The following is a 19,390-nucleotide window of genomic DNA, read 5'->3' as shown; positions in this document are numbered from 1 at the left end:
CCGGACCACTACCAAGCAACGGCGGCCACCGGCCGCCGTCGCACGCGAACTATCGAACCCACCCAGGCTAGTGCTTCACCTTGCGGATCTCGATGATGACATCGCGCAGCGTTCCAGGAAACGCCGCAGATTGCCAGTCACCTGCGGTATCACTCGCCTGGACCAGTGAAATTCGGAATTATTCGGCCAACCGGCGGAGCCCGGTCTCGGGCATAGTGACGCCGTGACCGATCGTTCCCCCTCCGCCGCCGCCGTCACCCGCCTGGCCGACCACGCGCACGGCTACGTCCAGCCGGACGGCTCCTGGTACATCAACAACTGCGGGCTGGTCGACGCCGGCGACCACACCGTGCTGATCGACACCTGCGCGACCGAGCGCCGCACGCGCGCCCTGCTCGCGGCGGCCGAGGCCGCCACCGGCCGCCCGGTGACCACGCTGGTCAACACCCACCACCACGGTGACCACACCAACGGCAACTACCTGGTCGAAGGCGCGACGGTCGTCGGCCACCGCAAGACCCGCGAGCTGATCGCCGCCGAGGGCATCCAGACCTACGAGGGTGTCTTCGTCGGCAACGACTGGGGTGAGCTGCGGCCGCGGCCGCCCGAGATCGTCTTCGACGACCGGCTCACGCTGTACGCCGGCGACGTCGAGATCCGGCTGATCCACCCCGGCCACGCCGCCCACACGACCAACGACGTGCTGGTCTGGCTGCCCGAGCAGCGCGTGCTCTACGCGGGTGACCTGGTGTTCCACGGCGGCAGCCCGTTCGCGCTGATGGGCTCAGTCGCCGGGTGGCGCCAGGCCCTCGACGTCATCCGGGAGCTCGACCCCGAAGTGATCCTGCCGGGTCACGGCGGTCCGTGCGGACTGGACGTAGTGGACAAAGTGGACGCCTACCTGGCCTTCCTCCAGAAGACGGCCGAGCGCGGGAAGGCCGCCGGGCTGTCGCCGCTGGAGGTGGCGAAGGAGACGGACCTCGGCGAATTCGCGGCGCTGAGCGAGCAGGAGCGGCTGCCGGGGAACCTGCACCGCGCGTACGCCGAGCTCGACGGCGCCGAGTGGGGCGCGGACATCGACCTGGTCGCGGCGATCACCGACATGCTCGCCTTAAACAAGGGACCCATCCGCTGCTTCTCCTGAACTAGGTGAGCTGGTCCTCCGTGCCCTTCCTTGAGGCGTCGATCGGACTACTGTCTGAATCGAGAGAGACTTCGGAAGGATTCGGATGAGCAAGAAGGCGAGCATCGGGGTCACCGGCCTGGCGGTCATGGGCCGCAACCTGGCCCGCAACCTGGCCCGGCACGGCCACACGGTGGCCCTGCACAACCGGTCCGAGGAGCGGACCCGCGCGCTGGTGGACCAGTTCGGCGACGAGGGCGACTTCATCCCGGCGTACTCCGCGCAGGAGTTCGTCGACGCGCTGGAGCGGCCGCGGCAGGTCGTGATCATGGTCAAGGCGGGCGGCCCGACCGACGCCGTCATCGAGGAGTTCGCGCCGCTGCTCGAAGAGGGCGACGTCATCATCGACGCCGGCAACGCGCACTTCGCCGACACGCGCCGCCGCGAGAAGGCGCTGCGCGAGCGTGGCCTGCACTTCGTCGGCAGCGGCGTCTCCGGCGGCGAGGAGGGCGCGCTGCACGGGCCGAGCATCATGCCCGGTGGCTCGAAGGAGTCGTACGAGTCGCTCGGCCCGCTGTTCGAGGACATCTCGGCGAAGGTCGACGGCGAGCCGTGCTGCACGCACATCGGCGCGGACGGCGCCGGCCACTTCGTCAAGATGGTGCACAACGGCATCGAGTACGCCGACATGCAGCTGATCGCGGAGTCGTTCGACCTGCTCCGGCACGCGGGCGGCTACGCGCCGGCCGAGATCGCCGACGTGTTCCGCACGTGGAACACCGGCCGGCTCGACTCCTACCTGATCGAGATCACCGCCGAGGTGCTCGCGCACGTCGACAAGGCGTCCGGCAAGCCGTTCGTCGACGTCGTCGAGGACGCCGCCGAGCAGAAGGGCACCGGCCGCTGGACCGTGCAGATCGGCCTCGACCTGGGCGTCCCGATCTCGGGCATCGCCGAGGCCGTCTTCGCGCGTTCGCTGTCCGGGTCCAAGTCGCTGCGCGCGGCGGCCCGCGGGCTCGGCGGCCCGTCGGCGGCACCGCTGTCGGGTTCCGCGCTGGAGCGCTTCGCCGACGACGTCGGGCAGGCGCTGTACGCGTCGAAGGTGGTCGCGTACGCGCAGGGCTTCAACCAGATCCAGGCGGGCGCGACCGAGTACGGCTGGGACATCGACCTCGGCAAGGTCGCCTCGATCTGGCGCGGTGGGTGCATCATCCGCGCGAAGTTCCTCAACGACATCACCGCGGCCTACGCCGACGAGCCGGAACTGCCGACGCTGCTGACGTCGGGCGGCTTCCGCAAGGCGGTCGAGGATGCACAGGACTCGTGGCGCTCGGTGATCTCGACGGCGGTCAAGCTCGGCATCCCGACGCCGGGCTTCTCGACGGCGCTGGCCTACTACGACGGCCTCCGCGCGGACCGGCTGCCGGCCGCGCTGGTCCAGGGCCAGCGGGACTTCTTCGGTGCCCACACCTACCGCCGGGTGGACCGCGAAGGTTCGTTCCACACGGCCTGGGCCGCCGACGGCCGCCCGGAGTCCGAAGCCTGACCGGCCGCTGCTCTGACCGGGAAGACCCCCTGGTCCCACCCGGTCAGAGCAGCGTCACCAGGACCACCGCGAGCAGCGCGGCGGCCAGCAGGAGCCTCACTGCCCCCGGGCGGCGAGGAGTTCCGCCAGCACCTCCACGATCTTCGCCTCGGCCTTGTCCTTCTTGACGCCCAGGCCGTCGAGCACCTCGAAGCCGCTGCCTTCGCCCTGTTCCAGCAGGGCCAGCAGCATGTGCTCGGTGCCGATGTAGTTGTGCCCGAGCCGCAGGCCTTCGCGCATGGTCAGCTCGAGGGTCTTCTTGGCGGCGGCGGAGAACGGGACCACGTTCGGCACCGGGTCGACCGGCTCGGGCAGCCGCGCTTCGGCGGCTTCGCGGACGGCGTCCAGCTGCACGCCCTGGGCCAGGATCGCCCCGGCCGCCAGCGCGGCGGGCTCGGTCAGCAGGCCCAGCACGATGTGCACGGTGTCGATCTCCGGGCTGGCGTGCGTGACAGCCGCCTTCTGGGCTTCGACGACGACGTGCCGCGCGCGGTCGGTGTAGCGGCCGTAGACGCGCTCGATGTTCCCGCTCAGGTCGCCACCGGGATCCACCTTCGGCACGAACCGCTTCTGGGCGGCCTGTTTCGTGACGCCCATGCTGGCGCCGATCTCGGTCCAGGATGCCCCGGACCGCCGGGCCTGGTCGACGAAGTGGCCGATCAGGTGGTCCGCCACCTCGCCGAGGTGCTGGCCCAGGTAGACCGCGTCGGTCAGCTGGGCCAGGGCGTCGTGGTCGTGGTTGCTCTTGATGGCGTTGATGAGATCGTCGAGTTTGACGCTGAAGGGCAGGGTCATACCGTCAACTGTAGGTTGACGATCTTCTTGCGTCAACCGCGCGTTGACGCCGCCTTCACGTGGGCCTTCAAGTCGAACTCGCTCAGCTCCAGGTCGGCGTACGCGGGCTTCGGCTCGGCCGTGAACAGGCGGCGGGCCGCGATGTGGTCGGCAGGCTTGTTCACCGACTCGACGGCGATCAGGACGTCGTCGCGGAAGGACAGCACGGAGAACTTGCCCCCGGCCGGGTCGCCCGCGACCACCGTCCGGTCGGCGCCCGCGAGGATGCCGGCGATCTGCAGCTTGGCGCCCGCCTGGTCGGTCCAGAACCACGGCAGGCTGGCGTAGGGCTCTTCGGTGCCGGTGATCGCCGCCGCCACGCAGCGGGCCTGGTCGACGGCGTTCTGCACGGACTCCAGGCGGGTTTCGGCGCCGGCCTGGACGCACGGGAAGTTGGCGCAGTCGCCGATGGCGAAGATCTTCTCGTCCGCCGTCCGCAGGTGCGCGTCGACGACGACGCCGTTGCGCACCGGCAGCCCGGCGGCCTCGGCGAGCGCGGTGTCGGGGACCACCCCGACGGCGACGACGACCAGGTCGGCGGGCAGCCGGGTGCCGTCGGTCAGCTCGACTTCCCGCACCCGCGAGTCGCCGCGCAGGGCCGCGACCCCCTGGCCGAGCAGCACCGTGTGCCCGGCGGTGCGGTGCAGGTCGGCGAAGTAGGCGGAGATTTCCGGCGTCGCGACGCGGTTGAGCAGCCGGTCCTGCAGCTCGACGATCGTCACCGGGCGGCCGGCGTGCGAGGCGAACTCCAGGCCGATGAACCCGCCGCCGGCCACCACGACGTGTTCGGCTTGTTCGAGGGACGCCCGGAGCCGGTCGGCGTCGTCACGGGTGCGCAGGGTCAGCACACCCGGCAGGTCCGCGCCGGGCACCGGCAGCGTCCGGTTGCGGGCGCCGGTGGCCAGGACCAGGAAGTCGTAGCCGAGCTCGCGGCCGTCTTCGAGCCGGACCTTCGCCGCCGCGCGGTCGATTTCGGCGACCCGGCCGGAAACCAGCTCGATGTCCTTCTCGGCGAAGAAGTCCTCGCCGCGCAGGTGCAGCTGTTCGAGCCCGGCGGTCCCGGCGAGGTAGGCCTTCGACAGCGGCGGCCGCTGGTACGGCACGCCCGGCTCGTCCCCGACCAGCACGACCCGGCCGGCGAAGCCCCGGTCCCGCAGCGAAGCCACGGCCTGGAACCCGCTCTGACCAGCACCGACGACGAGCACGGTGGTCATTCTTTCTCCTCACCCCATCCGGTAGCCCTCGATCTCATCCGACCACACCGGGCCCCGGTCAGTCGAGGCGTGGTTCCCCGCCCGGCCGCGGCGCGCCGAGCACCCGCGAGATCCCCCGCGCGGCGGCCCGCACCGCCGGGACGAGCGTCCGCGGATCGGTCCCCTCGGCCGGGACGACCACGGAGATCGCCGCGACGACCTCGTCGGTGGCGTCCCGGACCGGGGCGGCCACCGACAGGGCGATGAGCTCGATCTGGCCGTCGCTGATGGCGTAGCCGTCGCGCCGGACGCCGGCCAGGACCCGCCGCAGCTGCGCGGGCGAGCCGATCGTCTTGGGGGTGAACGTCTTGAGCGGGCCGGCCAGGACTGCTTCCTGTGTTTCGGCGGAGGCGTACGCGAGCAGGACCTGGCCGACACCGGTGGCGTGCGCGGGCAGCCGTCCGCCGACGCGGGTCAAGACGTTGACGGCACCGCGTCCGGAGATCCGTTCGACGTAGACGACCTCGGGCCCGTCGAGCACGGCGAGCTGGACGTTCTGGTGCGTGGCTTCGTAAAGGTCCTCCAGGAACGGCATCGCGCTCTCCCGCAGCTCCGCGCCGTGCGGGGCGAGGGAGGCGACCTCCCACAGCCACAGCCCGACGCGGTAGGCGCCGGTTTCGTCGCGCAGGAGGGCACCGCGCCGGGTGAGCTCACCGGCGAGCCGGTGCGTGGTGGACAGCGGCAACCCGGCGCGGCGGCTGAGTTCGGACAGCGTCAGCCGCGGCCGTTCGGCGGTGAAGGCGCCCAAGAGGTCCAGGACCCGATCCACCACCGACGGCGGCCGCTGCGCGCTGTGCCTCACACTTCTTCGTCGTCCGGTTCGTCGTCCGGCAGCAGCGGGCGCATGAACGTACGCCGGTACCGGACCACGCACCCGCTCTCGTCGCGGATCTTGTCGGCTTCGATGAACTCGGGGTCCACGCCGAACAGCCCGCGATAACGCTCGTACGCCGCCAGACTCTCGAAGCTGAACAACGCCCGGGCTTCGTCGCTCGCGCCCTCCGACGGCAGGAAGTACCCGTGGTGGATGCCGCCTTCCCGCTGCACCAGCCGCATCCACGCGGCGGCGAACCGCTCGAAGTCGGGCAGCTTCGCGGGATCGATGACGTAGTCGACGACGCAGGTGATCATCAGTGGCCGCCCCAGACGCGGTCGGCCGTCGCGACGATCAGCTCGAGTTTGCGCAGCTGGTCGTCCGCGGTCAGGTCGTTGCCCTCCTCCGTCGAGGAGAAACCGCACTGCGGGGACAGGCAGAGGCGGTCGACGTCGACGTACCGGGACGCTTCCTCGATCCGCCGCACCAGGACGTCCGGGTCCTCCAGCTCCGGCCGCTTGGTGGTGACCAGGCCGAGCACCACCTTCTTGTCCTTCGGCACGAACCGCAGCGGCTCGAAGCCCCCGGAGCGTTCGTCGTCGTACTCCAGGAAGAAGCCGTCGACGGCCAGCTCGCCGAACAGCGCTTCGGCGACGAACTCGTAGCTGCCCTCGGCCGCCCACGACGAGCGGAAGTTGCCGCGGCACAGGTGGGTCGTCACGGTGAGGTCTTCGGGACGCCCTTCGAGCGCCGCGTTCATCGTCGCGATGTTGCGCAGGTGCTGGGTGTCCGGGTCGCCGCCCATCCGCGCGACCAGCTCCCGCTGCGCCGGATCGTTCAGGTAGGCGAGGCTCGTGTCGTCGAGCTGCAGGTACCGGCAGCCGAGGCCGTGCACCGCGGTGACCTGCTGCCGGTAGGCCGCGCTGAGGTCGGCGAAGAACTCCTCGAGGTCCGGGTAGACGCTCTCGCTGACCGCGGCCCGGCCGCCGCGGTAGTAGACCATGCTCGGCGACGGGATGGTCAGTTTCGGCGTCACGCCCGGGTCCACATGGGACTGGAGGAACCGGAAGTGGTCGGCGAAGATCGGCTCGTCGAGCCGCACCTTGCCGTCGACCTGCAGCCCCGGCGGGCTGAACTCGAGGTCGCCCGCCAGGTTGTGGAACTTGACGTGCAGCCGCTGGTCGCTCTTGGAGATGCCGCCGAGCGCGTAGATGAAGTCCATGTGCCACGAGCCGCGCCGGAACTCGCCGTCGGTGGCCGAACTCAGCCCGGCCGCCCGCTGCATCTTGATCACGTCGCGGATCGCGTCGTCCTCGACCGCGCGGAGCTGCTCCGCGCCGATCTCACCGCTTTCGTGCCGCCTTCGCGCGTCGCGCAGCACCGGGGGCCGCAGCAGGCTCCCCACGTGATCGGCGCGAAACGGCGGGCCCACCTGGGAAATGCCACCCGAAGTCATGCACCGATGGTCACACATTCCCGGCCGTTGCGCCGCCCCCCGAACCATGATCGTCACGCCCGGGACTTGCTACCGTCCGCTCATGACGGAATCCGCGGTCCACCCGGTCGACCGGGGCCTGCCCGCCGGGCGGCTCGCCCTCCTCGGCCTCCAGCACATGTCGATCATGTACGCCGGTTCGGTCGCGGTGCCGCTGATCGTCGGCAGCGCGCTCAAGCTCGACCCGGCGACGATCGGGCTGCTGGTCAACGCCGACCTGCTGGTCGCCGGCATCGCGACGCTCATCCAGGCGGTCGGCATCGGCAAGCTGCTCGGCATCCGGCTGCCGGTGGTGGCGGGCGCGACGTTCACCGTCGTCAACCCGATGATCCTGATCGCGTCCCAGTACGGCCTGCCCGCGGTCTACGGCGCGATGCTCGCCTCCGGCGTGTTCGGGCTGCTCATCGCGCGGCCGTTCGCGAAGCTGATCCGGTTCTTCCCGCCGCTGGTCACCGGCACGCTGCTGCTGGTCATCGGTGTTTCGCTGCTCGGCCCGGGCGCGGCGATGATCGCCGGCCACGACAGCACGTCGGCGGACTACGCGGCGCCGTCGCACATCGGGCTGGCGTTCGGCGTGCTCGCGCTGCTCGTGCTGTTCACCCGCGTGCTGCGCGGGTTCGCCAACCAGATCGGGCCGCTGCTCGCGCTGGCCATCGGGCTGGTCGTCGCGATCCCGATGGGGCTGGTGCACTGGGACGGCCTGCGCGCGGCCGGCTGGTTCGGGCTCGCGGCGCCGTTCCACTTCGGCGCGCCGACGTTCCCGGTCGCGGCGATCCTCTCGATGTGCGTGGTCATGCTGGTGACGTTCACCGAGTCGACGGCCGACATGATCGCCGTCGGCGAGATCACCGGGCGCCCGCCGACCGACGCCGACCTCGCGCGGGGCCTGGCCACCGACGGCGTGTCGGCCGTGCTCGGCGGGGTGATGAACTCCTTCCCCGACACGGCGTTCGCGCAGAACGTCGGCCTGGTGCGGATGACCGGCGTGCGCAGCCGCTGGGTGGTCGCGGTGACCGGCGGGATCCTGGTGCTGATGGGCCTGGTGCCGAAGGTCGGCGCGTTCATCGCGGCCATCCCGGAACCGGTCGTCGGCGGGGTCGCGGTCGTGATGTTCGCGATGGTCGCCGCGGTCGGCGCCCAGAACCTCCGCACGGTCGAGTTTTCCGGCAACCACAACACGTTCATCGTCGCGGTGGCCCTCGGCGCCGGCCTGCTGCCGGCGTTCGTGCCGGACTTCTTCAAGCACTTCCCGGCCTGGCTGCAGACGATCTGCGGCAGCTCGATCACCCTGGCGGCGGTGCTCGCGTTCGTGCTGAACCTGCTGTTCAACCACCTCGGCAGGCGAGCCGCGCTCGAAGCAAGCTGAGCAACCCGGTCCAGCAGGTCGCCGCGCAGCGAGCCGGTGTCCGGTCTCGGTGACGTCGCGGAGCTGGTGGCCCGATCACCAGCAGATGATCAAGAAGCACGACGTCCGCGGCGGTGGCGGAGGTGTGCTCGGGGCCGACGGGTGACCGCCGGTCGACGGCGGGACGCCCGGCGGTGTCGTCGTCGCGGTGCCGGAGGTCGTGGGGCCGGCGCCGGACGGCGTGGCGGTCGGCGCCGCGGTCCCGGTGCTGCCGGTTTCGGTGGCCGGGTTGCGGCCCGGGACCTCGGTGACGGTGCCGCGGTGCTCGTTCGACGCCGTGACGACGTCGCCGCCGGTGCCGCCGCCGATCCCGCCGTCCGGCGGCGAGTCCGTGGCCTGGTCGGCGCCGCCCAGCCCGGTGGTGCGCTGCGGGAACGGGATGACCTGGATCTGGTCGACCGGGGAAGCGTCCTGGCGTTCCTTGCCGCCGAAGGCGACCAGCGCCGCGGCCGCACCGCAGCCCACGATGACGGCGAGCATCACCGCGACCACCCGCCAGCGTGACTGGCCTGGTCCCGGACCGTCGCCCCAGCCCTCGCGCACGAGCAGCTCGGCGACCGATACCTCGTCGTTCACCCCGACAGACCTTCCCGAGAGGCCTTTCGGCCGACATCGTGGCCGTATTCTTACCGTAAAAGCCCCCCGAACGGGTGAAGCACCGGCAAAAATTCGTCACGTAATGCGAGTTTCGACGGTGAGTGACATCCACAGCGTTTTCTAAGCTGACGCTCGTGATACTCCCAGCATGACCACCGAAGCTCGGTCCATGCTGCTGAAAGCGCCGGTCCCCTCGATCGCCGTCGCGCGCCGCAGCCCGTGGGCGTTGCTCCGGTACGTCCCCAACCCGAAGACGACGCCGTTCACCTTCGGCTACCTGGTCGTCCTGCTGGGCACGACGCTGCTGCTCGAGTTCGCCGACCCGGCGCTGACCGACCGGCTGCTCCGGCTGTCCAGCACCGACGCCCACAACCTCTGGCGGCGGCCGCTGACCTCGCTGCTGAGCAGCGCGTTCTGGCTGCCCGGCGAAAGCTGGCTGCCGTATGTCCTGATCTTCGCGGTCGCCGTCGCGCCGCTGGAACGCCGGTTCGGCGCGCGGCGTACGGCGCTGGTGTTCTTCTCCGGCCACGTCGTGGCCACGCTCGTCACCGAGCTGCCGGTGATGGCCCTGATCAGCGCGCGCGTGCTGCCGAGCTCGGCCGGGCACTGGCTCGACATCGGGGTCAGCTACGGCTTCTTCACCACGGCCGGCGCGCTGGTGTACCTGCTGCGCGGGCGGGCGCGCCTGCTCGCGCTGGCCGCGGTGGAGGCGTTCATCGCGGCGATCTGGCTGAGCGACGACCCGGTGGGCCTCGACTCGATCGTCACGCTGCTCGGCCACGCGTTCGCCGCGCACTTCGGGCTGCTGGTGTGCGGGCCGTGGCTGCGGGCGCGCATCCCCAGGCCGAGCCCGGATTCCGCTGGGTAGGCAGCGGCCGGAGTCGGTGGTGTAATCGACGGGCCACACGCCGACTTCACGGGGGACGGACGCACATGCAGGCCGACTCGCTCGCCGAACTGGTGGAGCTGAGTCCGGACGCGATCTGCGTCCACGAGCACGGCGTGCTCACCTACGCCAACCGCGCGGCCCTCGAAGCACTCGCCGCGCGATCCGCCGACGAGGTCATCGGCCGCCGGTTCACCGATTTCGTCGCCGAGGACGCGCGGGCCGCGGTGCTCGGCAAGCTCGCCCGGCTCACCGAGCCGGGGCAGGCGAGCGAGCCCGTCGAAGCGCTGATGTCCCGGCTGGACGGCAGCAAGTTCGCCGTCGAAACGGTGGTGGTGCGCCTCGGCGAAGGCGCCTACCAGGTCGTCATGCGTGACATCACGGCGAAGAAGGCGGCCGCCGACGCCCTCCGCTACCAGGCCGCGCTGGTCTCGCACGTCAGCGACGCGCTGATCGCGACCACCGGCGAAGGCGTCGTGACCAGCTGGAACCCGGCCGCCGAGGCGGTGTACGGCTGGACCGCGGCGGAGGCCGTCGGGCGGCGGGCGAGCGAGCTCGTCGGCGCGCCGCTCGACCTGCCGGAAATCCGGCGCGGCGGCGGTGTCGCGGAGGCGGTGCACCGGCGACGGGACGGGGCTCCCCTGGCCGTCCGCGTCTCGGCAGCTGAAATGAACGACGGGTACGTGCTCGTCTGCGCCGACGAAACCGCGCGGCGGCGGGCCGAGCAGAACTACCGCACGGTGGTCGCCTCCCTCGACGAAGGCGTGCTGGTGATGGGCCCGGGCGGGCTGATCGAAGCGGCGAACCCGGCGGCCTGCCGGATCCTCGGCGTCGCCGAGGCCGACCTGCTCGGCGTCCCGTGCCACACCTTGACGCTGTTCACCGAGTCCGGGCGGTGGATCCCGCCGGACGAGATGCCGTCGGTGCAGACGCGGCGGACCGGCGTCACGCACAACGGCCTGGTGGTGCGCCTGCGCCGGCCGGACGGCCGCGACGTCTGGGTGTCGCTGACCTCGCGGCTGCTCGCCCCGGACGACCCGGCGGCGATGGCCGTGGTCACGTCGTTCACCGACATCACCGAGACCCGCGCGATCAGCGCGCAGCTCGCGCACGACGCCACCCACGACCCGCTGACCCGGCTGGCGAACCGGACCCTGGTGCTCGGCCGGCTCGACGTCCGCGAGCGCGGCGCGGTCACCGTGCTGTTCCTCGACCTGGACAAGTTCAAGGTCATCAACGACTCGCTCGGGCACTCGGTGGGCGACCAGGTGCTGCGGATCGTCGGGGAACGCCTGCGCCGCAGCTCCGGCCGCGACGACCTGGTCGGCCGGCTGGGCGGCGACGAGTTCGTCGTCGTCACCGCCGAAGTCACCGATCCGGGCGAGGTCCGGGCGCTGGCCGAGCACCTGCGGGCCGCGCTGGCCGAGCCGCTCGGCGTCCTCGGCCGGCAGCTGCACCTCGACGCGAGCATCGGCGTCGTGCTCGTCGGCCGCGACGACCGCCGCAGCGCGGAAGACCTGCTGCGCGACGCGGACATCGCGATGTACCAGGCGAAAGCGCTCGGCCGCGGGCGCCACCACTTCTTCGACGCCGGCCTGCGCGAGCGGATGCAGCGGCGGCTGCGGATGGAGCAGGATCTGCGCGACGCGGTCCACGACGGGCAGCTGTGGCCCGCCTACCAGCCGGTCGTCGACCTGCGGACCGGCCGGATGGTCGCGGTGGAGGCGCTGCTGCGGTGGACGCATCCCCGGCAGGGGCCGATTTCGCCGGCGGAGTTCATCCCGCTCGCGGAGGAGAGCGACCTGATCAACGTGATCGGCAAGGAGATGCTGCGCGCGACGACCCGCGAACTCGCTTCGCGACGCGCGCACCAGGGTCTGGACCTGACGCTGAAGGTCAATTTGTCGACCCGTCAGCTCGACGACCCGCACCTGGTGCCGGCGGTCCAGGACGCGCTGGCGGCCACCGGGCTGCCGGCGGGCGCGTTGTGCCTGGAGGTCACCGAAAGCGCGTTGATGCGCGATCAGGAAGCGGCCAGCGAAGTGCTGGCGGCCCTGCGATCCCTGGGCGTTCTGCTGGCAATCGACGACTTCGGCACGGGCTATTCGTCGCTCGCCCAGCTGCGCCGGCTGACCTTGGACACGCTGAAGATCGACCGCTCGTTCATCACGGGGATCGCCGAGTCCCGGGACGCGGAGGCGATCGTCACGAGCATCATCGCGATGGCCCACGCCGTGGACCTGACGGTGATCGCCGAGGGCGTCGAGTCGGCGGAGCAGGTGGAGCTGCTCCGCGCGCTCGGCTGCGACCAGGCGCAGGGCTACCACCTCGGCCGCCCGGTGCCGGCGGCCGAGCTGTTCGGTCAGTAGACCCGCTTCAGCCGCTCCAGTTCGTCCGCCGTCAGTTCGATGCCCAGGTCTTTGAGGGTCGTGTCGAGTTCGTCGGGCGTGACGGTGGTGGTTTCGCTGTGGCCATCGGGGTTTGCGACGGTGAGTTCGCGGCCGAGCAGCTTGCGGCTGAGGCCGGGCTCGATCCGCATGACGACCAGCCGCCCGGTGAACGGCGACTTCGGGTGCGTGGACGTGTAGTGGTGGTAGACCTCGTAGTCGATGGGGTGCATCTCGTTGAGGCGGAATTCGAGGATGTCCTCGTCGCCCTTCTGCAGCGTCCACCACTCGCCGTTGCGCCGGATGCGGTGCGGCCACCCGGCTTGGTCGACCTCGTGGCCGTCGGCGAGCGGCATGGGCGCGAGGATCCCGGCCCCGAACCCGACGTCGGCGAGGAACTGCTCGCCGTCGACGTCGACGACGAGGGTCATGTGCGTGTAGGGCCCGGGCCGCCGCGGTTGGACGCGCGCGGAAAGCCGGTGCACGGTGTAGCCGAGCTGTTCGAGGACGGCGGCGAAGAGGCCACTCTGTTCGTAGCAGTAGCCGCCCCGCCGCCGCCCGACGAGTTTCGCGCTCACGACGTCGAGCGAAATCCCTTGGTGCTGCCCGAGAACGACGTCGACGTTCTCGAACGGGATGGTGTCGACGTGGGCCCGCATGAGTTCGCTGAGCGCGGCCGCGGACGGCGCCTGCCGAGACTGCCCGACGCGCGCGAGGTAGGCGTCGAGGTCGACGGCGCCGATGCCCCATTCCCCTTCGGTGGTCATGGGTCCATGGTGGACCCGTTCGTCATCCTTCGTGGACGACCTGCCGAACCTCGACGGCGGTGTACCGGGCATCCGGGATCTTCTCGGCCAGCTCGACGGCCCGGTCTTCGCTTTCGACGTCGACGACGTAGTAGCCGCAGAGGAAGGCCTCGGACTCGACGTAGCCGCCGGTCTTGGTCTGCGCCACGCCGTCCTTGACCTGGACGGTCTTGGTGGTGGCGGGTTCGGCGAGTGCCTTGGTCTCGACCATTTCGCCGGTCTCGGTGACGAGCTTGATGAAGTCCCCGTGGCCTTCGTAGACGGCGTTCTTCTGGTCGTCGGTGAGGGTGCCCCAGAGGGTCGGGTTCATGTGGAGGGTGAGGAGGTAACGCATGGCTCGGCTCCCGGCGTGTGGGCGGCGGCCCCGGGTGGGCTGCCTTTCGCCGGTTGGTCGTGGCCGGCTCTCCGGTCCGGACACGGGTGTTCGGGGTTCACTCGTTCGGCCTAGCGCGCCCTGTCCGCCGTTTCCAGCAGTACACGGTTCACCTGCGGCTGACGAGCACGTACCTTTCGTCTTCGATCGGCCCACCCCACAGGGCGGGGTCGTCGAGCCGGGTCACCGTCGCGTCCTCGCGGTGCGCCAGCACCAGCTTCTGGCACTCCCCCGCGGTGATCCCGGCCCCGGTCGACCACCGGCCTTCGACGAGCACCAGCCGGCCGCAGCGAGCATCCGCGTGGAGAGATCGACGCCACACACGGCATGACCGGCCTGGACGAGCAGGAGGGCGAGGCTTCCGGTGCCACACCCGACATCCACGACGGCGGAAGGAGCGGGCGGCATGAGCGGCAGCAGGAGATCCGACCAGGCGGCCCGGACGTGGGGATCTTGCAGCCCGTGGTCGGGCTGCTCGTCGAACGTCGCGGCTTCGGCGTCCCAGATGTTCGTCACCGGGCACATCCTGCCGAGCACACAAGAAAGCCGCCTTGACCGGAGTCAAGACGGCTTCTTAAAGGGTGGCCAGGGCCGGGGTCGAACCGGCGACCTTCCGCTTTTCAGGCGGACGCTCGTACCAACTGAGCTACCTGGCCGGGAACGCCGGCGAGGAGCCGAACGATCTTGCGACCCTGACGGGACTCGAACCCGCGACCTTCGCCGTGACAGGGCGACGCGCTAACCAACTGCGCCACAGGGCCTTGCTTCACTACTGTACTGCGTACTCCCAACGGGATTCGAACCCGCGTTGCCGCCTTGAAAGGGCGGAGTCCTAGGCCGCTGAACGATGGGAGCCCGGCCGGTTTCGGGTGACCGACCGACCGCGCTCTCAGGTTCCCCTGGGAGCGATTACAAGCATAGGGCACGCCGCCACCGCTTTGCACCGGGGGTTCCTTAAGCCCTCGGCAAAGCTCAGACCTGCGCAAACGCCGCCAGCTCCGCCAGGCGGCGATCGAACTCGGCCAGCTCCGGCTCCGGCAGCGCCGACGCCAGCAGTTCGCCGATCCGGTCGTCGGTGAGCGCTTCGGCTCGCTGCCGGCGGTCGCGCAGGTCCGGCTTGCGCTCCGCCGACGCCACCAGCTCGTCGGCCGCGTCCTCGGACCACGCCGTGCGCAGGAGACGCGCGCGGCCGCCCTCCGGGTCCGCGATCACCGCCTCCGGGACCGACAGGCCCAGTGCCCGCAGGGCCGCGAAGTGGAGGCCGCCGCGCAGTTCGCGGAAGACCATCAGCGCGAAGCCGAGGCGCTCGACGTCGCCCGTCGGACGCTCGGCGTTCTTCCATCCTGCGAAAAGCGCGAGCCCGCTCGCGTCCGCCGCGTCCACGACCCGGAACAGCAGCTCCGCCAAGCGGCCGGGCTCCGGTACGGCCGAAAGGCTGACACGCGACCACCGGGCCGATGACTCGGCGTAGGCACGGACCGCGACGGGCGCGTCGAGGGCGGCCGTCGCCGACGGAAGAACGTACTCGAACAGCCAGTGCGGGAAGATGCCGAACAGCTCCGCGGCCACCTTCGGCGGGACGTCCCCGAGCACCGCCGACCGCCCCCGCACGTACAGCGAACGCGGCGGCAGCCCGACCTCCGCCTCGACCGCGGCCAGCTCCGGCGACGTCATGAACTTGCCGCCCAGCACCTGCACCACCGGCCTGATCCGGTTCGCCAGACCCGCCGCGCCTTCGACCGTCGTCATGTCCACCCCTTTCGACGCAGCAACCGTAACACTGTTACGAAACCTGCGTCAAACAGCACACGACAACCCGGCAATTACTCCCCGGAAAGCGGCACAACCAGCGGAAATATCACCGGACGGGCCCGGCGCACCACGCCGGACCCACCCGCTCAACGCTGAACCGGCGCCTGCCCGTCCTCATCCAGGTTCAACCCCAGCATCTCCAGCAACTCGACACAGTCCTCGACCCCCAACGCACCATGCGCCACCGCCAGCCGAGCCCGCCGGACCTGATCATCCGACACCCGCTGCGCATCCGCCGCCCCACTCCGCTGCGCCGGCAACGCACCGGCAAACGGCGCACTCCCCCCATCGGCACCTTCGTACCGAAGGAGGAACTGCCGCACTTCAACAGACCCGCTCATAGCCCCTCCACACGGCTCACAACAACTTGGCCGCGAGGCTAACCAGCAGCGGCCACCACACACAGCCCCCCGGAGAGTGAACCTGAGGCCACGCTCCGCTCAACGCAGCGCAATCGGCACAGCCCGCGCAGAACCCCACCCGAACGAACGTCACCCCCGCCCAAAGTGACACCACACCGGGAAATTTCCCGCTCTCCACTCGCCCAACCACCCAACTCGTGCAACAATCGAAGTGCTGACACACCCCCGGTCAGCGCCTGTGGAGATCCCCTCCGACCCCCGCGTTCCTCCCCCTGGCGCGGGGGTCCTCCATTTCTTGGGGGTGCTCGGGCTTCGCCCTGCGCCACCCCAAGCATTTCGGCGTGCTGACCCGGGGGGCCGAGCCCCCCGGACCCCCCACGGTGCGGCCTGTTGCCGACCCAGCGTGGTTGCGTTTTCGCCTCGGGCGCTGCGCGCCCTGGCGAGTCTGGCCGAGTCGGGTGGTGAGTCCGGCCTTTGTTGCTTCGCGAAGCTGGCGCTTCGCTTGCTGGTGCCCCGCCTCTGGTGCCCCCTTGCCATGCGTTGGCGAGTGCGCTGAGTCCGCGACGTCTTCGGTCGTCGTGGCGCCGTCCGCTGGGGTTTTTGGGTGATCGACTCGGTGGGTTATTTGGGGGTTGCTCTTTGTTGTTGGGGGTTGGGCTGAATGGGTGGGGGTTGGGCTGAATGGGGAATGTTTGTGGCGTGTTGTAGCTCACAGTGGTTTGTGTGGCGAGATCCAAACGTTATCGTGGCCCTCGTGCCTCTTCCCTCCCTTGGCCGCTTGAGCAGCCGCACGAACCTGAAAGCCGCCGCGTCTTCCGGGCGTCATCGTGGTGCCGCGAAGCCCGTGGACGACGGTGTTGTCGAGGACACTGAGCTCACGTCCTACCTGGCGGCGCTGGCCCCCGACAACGACCTCGAGAGCACCGGATCCGGCAAGCGGTTCGGAGAAGCCCAGGTCATCCAGCTGCGGATGAGCCTCGTCGCCAACCAGCAGCTCAAGGACATCGCCGCCGAGCGGCAGATCTCGCCGCAGGCGCTGGCCCAGGAGTGGATCCTGGAACGGCTCAACTGGGAGGGCCAGGCGTCCTCCCTGCACGACCAGCGGCAGCAGGCCGTCGGCGAGGTCAGCGACCTCACCGACGAGTTCCACTTCCCCGCCGACGCCTTCGACGCGCCGGCCGTCGCGCGCCGCTGACGCGCGACTGGACACACGAGAAAGGGCCCCCGGCGGAAGCCGGGGGCCCTTCACTCAGGCCTTGAAACGCGCAACGGGCCTGCGAGGCTTGTTCAGCCTCAGTTTCAGATCGCGCGGACCTTCTGGGCCTGCGGACCCTTCTGGCCCTGGCCGACCTCGAACTCCACTCGCTGGTTCTCCTCGAGGGTGCGGAAACCGCGGCCCTCGATCTCCGAGTAGTGAACGAACACGTCGCCTTCGCCGCCGTCCTGCGCGATGAAGCCGAAGCCCTTCTCCGCGTTGAACCACTTCACAGTGCCTTGCGCCACCGCTGTACTCCTCGTTACACAGATCCGCTTCGAATGCCACCGAAGCGGCACCCCGACCGTCCCGGGCGGTTCCAACGAGACGAGTCAAGAGCGGGTCGGCTCCATGGCTCGCGTCAGAAGTTCCGCGAGTGTGAAGCCACGAACACGCAAAACGACGGCCTGAGAGCAGACTACCGGGATCTGGCCAAAGTTGAACCCCGTGATCGAGGCGAAAACCGGCTCTGCGCACCAAGGTCACCGGAACGTCGTAGGGCTCCCGCCCGGTTCTGTCGTACCCACCGGCTAGTCTGGCGCAGCACAGCGACACCGTGATCACCGGATACGGCTCGGAGTCGGCCGTGCCCCCTCCGTGAAAGCCCCTCCCGGCCATTGTGACGTTAGTCACGCCAAGGTTGCTCAACGTACCTGGTCCACGGGGCGTCTCGAAGGGGGAAGCACCAAATGGGGCAAAGGGGAATGGGTGTGACGGTGAGGATCTCCACGCGGCGCCGGGGCGCTGCCGTGGCACTGGGCTTGGTCGCCGTGCTCACGCTGGGGGCGTGCAGCAGCGAGCCGACGGTCTCGGCGAGCGGTTCGTCGGGCGGGGGCCCGACCAGCTCGCCCGCCCCCACCGCGCAACCGGCCAAGCTGACGGTGACGCCGGCGGGCGGCGCCCAGGACGTCGCGCCCGGCGAACCGGTCGGCGTCCAGGTCACCGACGGCACGATCATGTCCGTCACGCTGACCAACCCGGACGGCAAGCAGGTCCAGGGCCAGACATCGCCGGACAAGAAGACCTGGAACACCACCGAGCAGCTCGGCTACGGCAAGACGTACACGTGGACCGGCCAGGTGCAGGGTGCCGACGGCAAGAACGTCCCCATCGCCGGCGCGTTCACCACGGTCAAGCCGAAGCGGCAGATGGCGGCCAGCCTGAACGTCGGTGACGGCCAGACGTACGGCATCGCGATGCCGATCGCGCTGAACTTCCCGAGCCGCGTCACCGACAAGGCCTCCGTCGAGAAGGCGCTGTCGGTCGAGACCACGCCGAAGACCGAGGGCTCGTGGGCCTGGATGCCCGGCGACGCTTCGGTGCACTGGCGGCCGAAGGAGTACTTCAAGCCCAACACGCAGGTGAAGGTCAACGCCAAGATCTACGGCGTCAAGATCGGTGACGGCGTGTACGGCAAGCAGGACGTCTCGGCCAGCTTCGCCATCGGGCGGTCGCAGATCGTCAAGGGCAACACCACGCAGCACACGATGCAGGTGATCCGCGACGGCCAGCAGATCGCCGACTACCCGGTGAGCTACGGCCTCGACTCCGACCCGGGCCGCGTGACGCACAGCGGCGTGCACGTCGTCATGTCGAAGCACGCGACCTACTCGATGAGCAACCCCCGGTACAACTACACGGACGTCAACGTGCCGTGGGCGGTCCGGATCTCCAACAACGGCGAGTTCATCCACGGTCTCGCGGCGTCGGTCTGGGCCCAGGGCAAGAAGAACATCTCCCACGGCTGCCTGAACCTCTCGCCGGCGCGGGCCAAGGAGTACTTCGACGGCGCTCTCACCGGCGACCCGGTCGAGATCACCGGCAGCACGCAGACGCTGAGCGCGAAGGACGGCGACTACAGCGACTGGACCTACGACTGGGCGAGCTGGCAGAAGCTGTCGGCGCTCGCCCGCTGAGCCAACGCCGAACACCGGGCGGCCGGGAAGTCCCCTGCGGGCTTCCCGGCCGTTCGCGTTTTCCCCCGGAGAATCCCGAGAACTCCCCGAAACCCGATGCAACCCCGGTGATCACCCGCCGCATGACTAAGGGCAGAGGCGCAGCGATCCCAGCCGCGCCCGCGAGAATGAGGAGCTGTCTTGCGTATCCGCATCGCCCTGACCCTCGGCGCGCTCGTGCTCGCCGGTGGCGCCCTGACCGGTGGCATCGCGCTGGCTTCGGAGGCGCAGGCGCCGGCCCCGACCCAGACGACCCGGCCGAGCGAGCCGACCGTGGCCCCCGCCCCGGAGCCCACCCGGACCCGCCCCCAGGCGCCGAGCGCCGTTCCCGCCCCGCGCGAGACGTCCCGGCCGGCCCGCACCGGACAGGCTCCGCGCGTCCCCCGCGCCGTCCCGGCCGGCCCCACCGGTGACCTGCACCTGCCGGCCGTTTGGGAGACCCGGTAAC

20 protein-coding genes, 3 tRNA genes and 1 pseudogene are annotated in these 19,390 nt (G+C 70.3%); 8 read left to right on the top strand and 16 right to left on the bottom strand.

The features are described 5' to 3' along the window. The first annotated feature begins 223 nt into the window (after positions 1-223). Together ACWDN5_RS14880 and gndA are read left to right on the top strand one after the other, a co-directional pair. Complete coding sequence (locus tag ACWDN5_RS14880) at positions 224-1,144, top strand: MBL fold metallo-hydrolase (protein WP_449676666.1); 921 nt, start codon at positions 224-226, stop codon at positions 1,142-1,144. Between the two features lie 85 nt (positions 1,145-1,229). Then, the gene (gene gndA / locus ACWDN5_RS14875) at positions 1,230-2,669 is read left to right on the top strand and encodes an NADP-dependent phosphogluconate dehydrogenase (protein WP_449676665.1); all 1,440 of its coding nucleotides are present in this window, start codon (positions 1,230-1,232) and stop codon (positions 2,667-2,669) included. A gap of 96 nt (positions 2,670-2,765) precedes the next feature. On the opposite strand, the gene ACWDN5_RS14870 is transcribed toward gndA, so the two are convergent. From ACWDN5_RS14870 to ACWDN5_RS14850, 5 genes are read right to left on the bottom strand one after another with little or no spacing between them, the layout of a single operon-like run. After that, on the bottom strand, positions 2,766-3,503 hold the full coding sequence (locus ACWDN5_RS14870) for a Clp protease N-terminal domain-containing protein (RefSeq protein ID WP_449676664.1): 738 nt from the start codon (positions 3,501-3,503) through the stop codon (positions 2,766-2,768). A 32-nt stretch (positions 3,504-3,535) separates the two neighbouring features. Further along, on the bottom strand, positions 3,536-4,756 hold the full coding sequence (locus tag ACWDN5_RS14865; RefSeq protein ID WP_449676663.1) for an NAD(P)/FAD-dependent oxidoreductase: 1,221 nt from the start codon (positions 4,754-4,756) through the stop codon (positions 3,536-3,538). A gap of 58 nt (positions 4,757-4,814) precedes the next feature. Next, a complete protein-coding gene (locus ACWDN5_RS14860; protein WP_310967999.1) occupies positions 4,815-5,597 on the bottom strand; it encodes an IclR family transcriptional regulator in 783 nt (260 codons plus the stop codon). Further along, complete coding sequence (locus ACWDN5_RS14855; protein ID WP_310968000.1) at positions 5,594-5,926, bottom strand: NIPSNAP family protein; 333 nt, start codon at positions 5,924-5,926, stop codon at positions 5,594-5,596. The genes ACWDN5_RS14860 and ACWDN5_RS14855 overlap by 4 nt, the downstream gene beginning before the upstream one ends. Beyond that, a complete protein-coding gene (locus ACWDN5_RS14850) occupies positions 5,926-7,065 on the bottom strand; it encodes a 5-methyltetrahydropteroyltriglutamate--homocysteine S-methyltransferase (RefSeq protein WP_310968001.1) in 1,140 nt (379 codons plus the stop codon). The genes ACWDN5_RS14855 and ACWDN5_RS14850 overlap by 1 nt, the downstream gene beginning before the upstream one ends. 82 nt (positions 7,066-7,147) lie before the next feature. Here ACWDN5_RS14850 and ACWDN5_RS14845 point away from each other — a divergent pair, with 82 nt between their 5' ends. Continuing rightward, complete coding sequence (locus tag ACWDN5_RS14845) at positions 7,148-8,470, top strand: nucleobase:cation symporter-2 family protein (protein ID WP_310968002.1); 1,323 nt, start codon at positions 7,148-7,150, stop codon at positions 8,468-8,470. Between the two features lie 75 nt (positions 8,471-8,545). Here the strand turns inward: ACWDN5_RS14845 and ACWDN5_RS14840 are convergent, their stop codons facing one another. After that, the gene (locus tag ACWDN5_RS14840) at positions 8,546-9,085 is read right to left on the bottom strand and encodes a hypothetical protein (protein WP_449676662.1); all 540 of its coding nucleotides are present in this window, start codon (positions 9,083-9,085) and stop codon (positions 8,546-8,548) included. A 169-nt stretch (positions 9,086-9,254) separates the two neighbouring features. On the opposite strand from ACWDN5_RS14840, the gene ACWDN5_RS14835 reads away from it, so the two are divergent. Together ACWDN5_RS14835 and ACWDN5_RS14830 are read left to right on the top strand one after the other, a co-directional pair. Continuing rightward, on the top strand, positions 9,255-9,974 hold the full coding sequence (locus tag ACWDN5_RS14835) for a rhomboid-like protein (RefSeq protein ID WP_310968004.1): 720 nt from the start codon (positions 9,255-9,257) through the stop codon (positions 9,972-9,974). A 65-nt stretch (positions 9,975-10,039) separates the two neighbouring features. After that, complete coding sequence (locus ACWDN5_RS14830; protein WP_449676661.1) at positions 10,040-12,361, top strand: sensor domain-containing protein; 2,322 nt, start codon at positions 10,040-10,042, stop codon at positions 12,359-12,361. On the opposite strand, the gene ACWDN5_RS14825 is transcribed toward ACWDN5_RS14830, so the two are convergent. The 9 genes and pseudogenes from ACWDN5_RS14825 to ACWDN5_RS14785 all read right to left on the bottom strand — a co-directional run bounded on the left by ACWDN5_RS14825 (position 12,355) and on the right by ACWDN5_RS14785 (position 15,711). Further along, positions 12,355-13,146: an arylamine N-acetyltransferase family protein gene (locus ACWDN5_RS14825; RefSeq protein ID WP_449676660.1), complete on the bottom strand. Its 792-nt coding sequence runs from the start codon at positions 13,144-13,146 to the stop codon at positions 12,355-12,357. The two genes, ACWDN5_RS14830 and ACWDN5_RS14825, sit on opposite strands and share 7 nt — an antisense overlap. A gap of 22 nt (positions 13,147-13,168) precedes the next feature. Next, a complete protein-coding gene (locus ACWDN5_RS14820) occupies positions 13,169-13,519 on the bottom strand; it encodes a YciI family protein (RefSeq protein WP_449676659.1) in 351 nt (116 codons plus the stop codon). A gap of 148 nt (positions 13,520-13,667) precedes the next feature. Beyond that, positions 13,668-13,835 (bottom strand): hypothetical protein, encoded by a 168-nt coding sequence (locus ACWDN5_RS14815; RefSeq protein WP_449676682.1) that lies wholly within the window; start codon positions 13,833-13,835, stop codon positions 13,668-13,670. A gap of 50 nt (positions 13,836-13,885) precedes the next feature. After that, positions 13,886-13,966, bottom strand: a pseudogene (locus tag ACWDN5_RS14810) (SAM-dependent methyltransferase); the annotation flags it as partial. Positions 13,967-14,140: 174 nt separating this feature from the next. Further along, positions 14,141-14,214: transfer RNA gene (locus tag ACWDN5_RS14805), tRNA-Phe, on the bottom strand. A 31-nt stretch (positions 14,215-14,245) separates the two neighbouring features. Continuing rightward, positions 14,246-14,319, bottom strand: a tRNA-Asp gene (locus tag ACWDN5_RS14800). Positions 14,320-14,340: 21 nt separating this feature from the next. Then, positions 14,341-14,413 (bottom strand) — tRNA-Glu (locus ACWDN5_RS14795). A gap of 117 nt (positions 14,414-14,530) precedes the next feature. After that, a complete protein-coding gene (locus tag ACWDN5_RS14790) occupies positions 14,531-15,307 on the bottom strand; it encodes an SCO6745 family protein (protein WP_449676658.1) in 777 nt (258 codons plus the stop codon). Positions 15,308-15,456: 149 nt separating this feature from the next. Then, positions 15,457-15,711 (bottom strand): hypothetical protein, encoded by a 255-nt coding sequence (locus ACWDN5_RS14785; RefSeq protein WP_310968009.1) that lies wholly within the window; start codon positions 15,709-15,711, stop codon positions 15,457-15,459. A 775-nt stretch (positions 15,712-16,486) separates the two neighbouring features. Here ACWDN5_RS14785 and ACWDN5_RS14780 point away from each other — a divergent pair. Next, the gene (locus tag ACWDN5_RS14780) at positions 16,487-16,927 is read left to right on the top strand and encodes a hypothetical protein (RefSeq protein WP_310968010.1); all 441 of its coding nucleotides are present in this window, start codon (positions 16,487-16,489) and stop codon (positions 16,925-16,927) included. 104 nt (positions 16,928-17,031) lie between these two features. Here ACWDN5_RS14780 and ACWDN5_RS14775 read toward each other — a convergent pair whose 3' ends face one another. Next, entirely contained in the window at positions 17,032-17,235 is a 204-nt protein-coding gene (locus ACWDN5_RS14775) for a cold-shock protein (RefSeq protein ID WP_003097368.1), read from the bottom strand. Between the two features lie 456 nt (positions 17,236-17,691). Between ACWDN5_RS14775 and ACWDN5_RS14770 the strand changes: the two genes are divergently transcribed. Beyond that, the gene (locus ACWDN5_RS14770) at positions 17,692-18,903 is read left to right on the top strand and encodes a L,D-transpeptidase (protein ID WP_310968011.1); all 1,212 of its coding nucleotides are present in this window, start codon (positions 17,692-17,694) and stop codon (positions 18,901-18,903) included. A gap of 180 nt (positions 18,904-19,083) precedes the next feature. Further along, positions 19,084-19,389: a hypothetical protein gene (locus ACWDN5_RS14765; protein ID WP_449676657.1), complete on the top strand. Its 306-nt coding sequence runs from the start codon at positions 19,084-19,086 to the stop codon at positions 19,387-19,389. Position 19,390 lies beyond the last annotated feature (1 nt).

The sequence above is a fragment of the Amycolatopsis sp. NPDC003731 genome, from assembly GCF_053586895.1.
The sequence above is the reverse complement of the archived record's forward strand: the minus strand, read 5'-3'. Positions and strand labels throughout refer to the sequence as shown.

What these genes read in the sequence shown, in the direction of transcription:
- ACWDN5_RS14855 (WP_310968000.1), bottom strand. Translation starts at nt 5,926, where the DNA reads ATGATCACCTGCGTCGTCGACTACGTCATCGATCCCGCGAAGCTGCCC.
- ACWDN5_RS14785 (WP_310968009.1), bottom strand. Translation starts at nt 15,711, where the DNA reads ATGAGCGGGTCTGTTGAAGTGCGGCAGTTCCTCCTTCGGTACGAAGGT.
- ACWDN5_RS14770 (WP_310968011.1), top strand. Translation starts at nt 17,692, where the DNA reads ATGGGTGTGACGGTGAGGATCTCCACGCGGCGCCGGGGCGCTGCCGTG.
- ACWDN5_RS14820 (WP_449676659.1), bottom strand. Translation starts at nt 13,519, where the DNA reads ATGCGTTACCTCCTCACCCTCCACATGAACCCGACCCTCTGGGGCACC.
- ACWDN5_RS14870 (WP_449676664.1), bottom strand. Translation starts at nt 3,503, where the DNA reads ATGACCCTGCCCTTCAGCGTCAAACTCGACGATCTCATCAACGCCATC.
- ACWDN5_RS14830 (WP_449676661.1), top strand. Translation starts at nt 10,040, where the DNA reads ATGCAGGCCGACTCGCTCGCCGAACTGGTGGAGCTGAGTCCGGACGCG.
- ACWDN5_RS14790 (WP_449676658.1), bottom strand. Translation starts at nt 15,307, where the DNA reads ATGACGACGGTCGAAGGCGCGGCGGGTCTGGCGAACCGGATCAGGCCG.
- ACWDN5_RS14825 (WP_449676660.1), bottom strand. Translation starts at nt 13,146, where the DNA reads ATGACCACCGAAGGGGAATGGGGCATCGGCGCCGTCGACCTCGACGCC.
- ACWDN5_RS14850 (WP_310968001.1), bottom strand. Translation starts at nt 7,065, where the DNA reads ATGACTTCGGGTGGCATTTCCCAGGTGGGCCCGCCGTTTCGCGCCGAT.
- ACWDN5_RS14845 (WP_310968002.1), top strand. Translation starts at nt 7,148, where the DNA reads ATGACGGAATCCGCGGTCCACCCGGTCGACCGGGGCCTGCCCGCCGGG.
- ACWDN5_RS14835 (WP_310968004.1), top strand. Translation starts at nt 9,255, where the DNA reads ATGACCACCGAAGCTCGGTCCATGCTGCTGAAAGCGCCGGTCCCCTCG.
- ACWDN5_RS14865 (WP_449676663.1), bottom strand. Translation starts at nt 4,756, where the DNA reads ATGACCACCGTGCTCGTCGTCGGTGCTGGTCAGAGCGGGTTCCAGGCC.
- gndA (WP_449676665.1), top strand. Translation starts at nt 1,230, where the DNA reads ATGAGCAAGAAGGCGAGCATCGGGGTCACCGGCCTGGCGGTCATGGGC.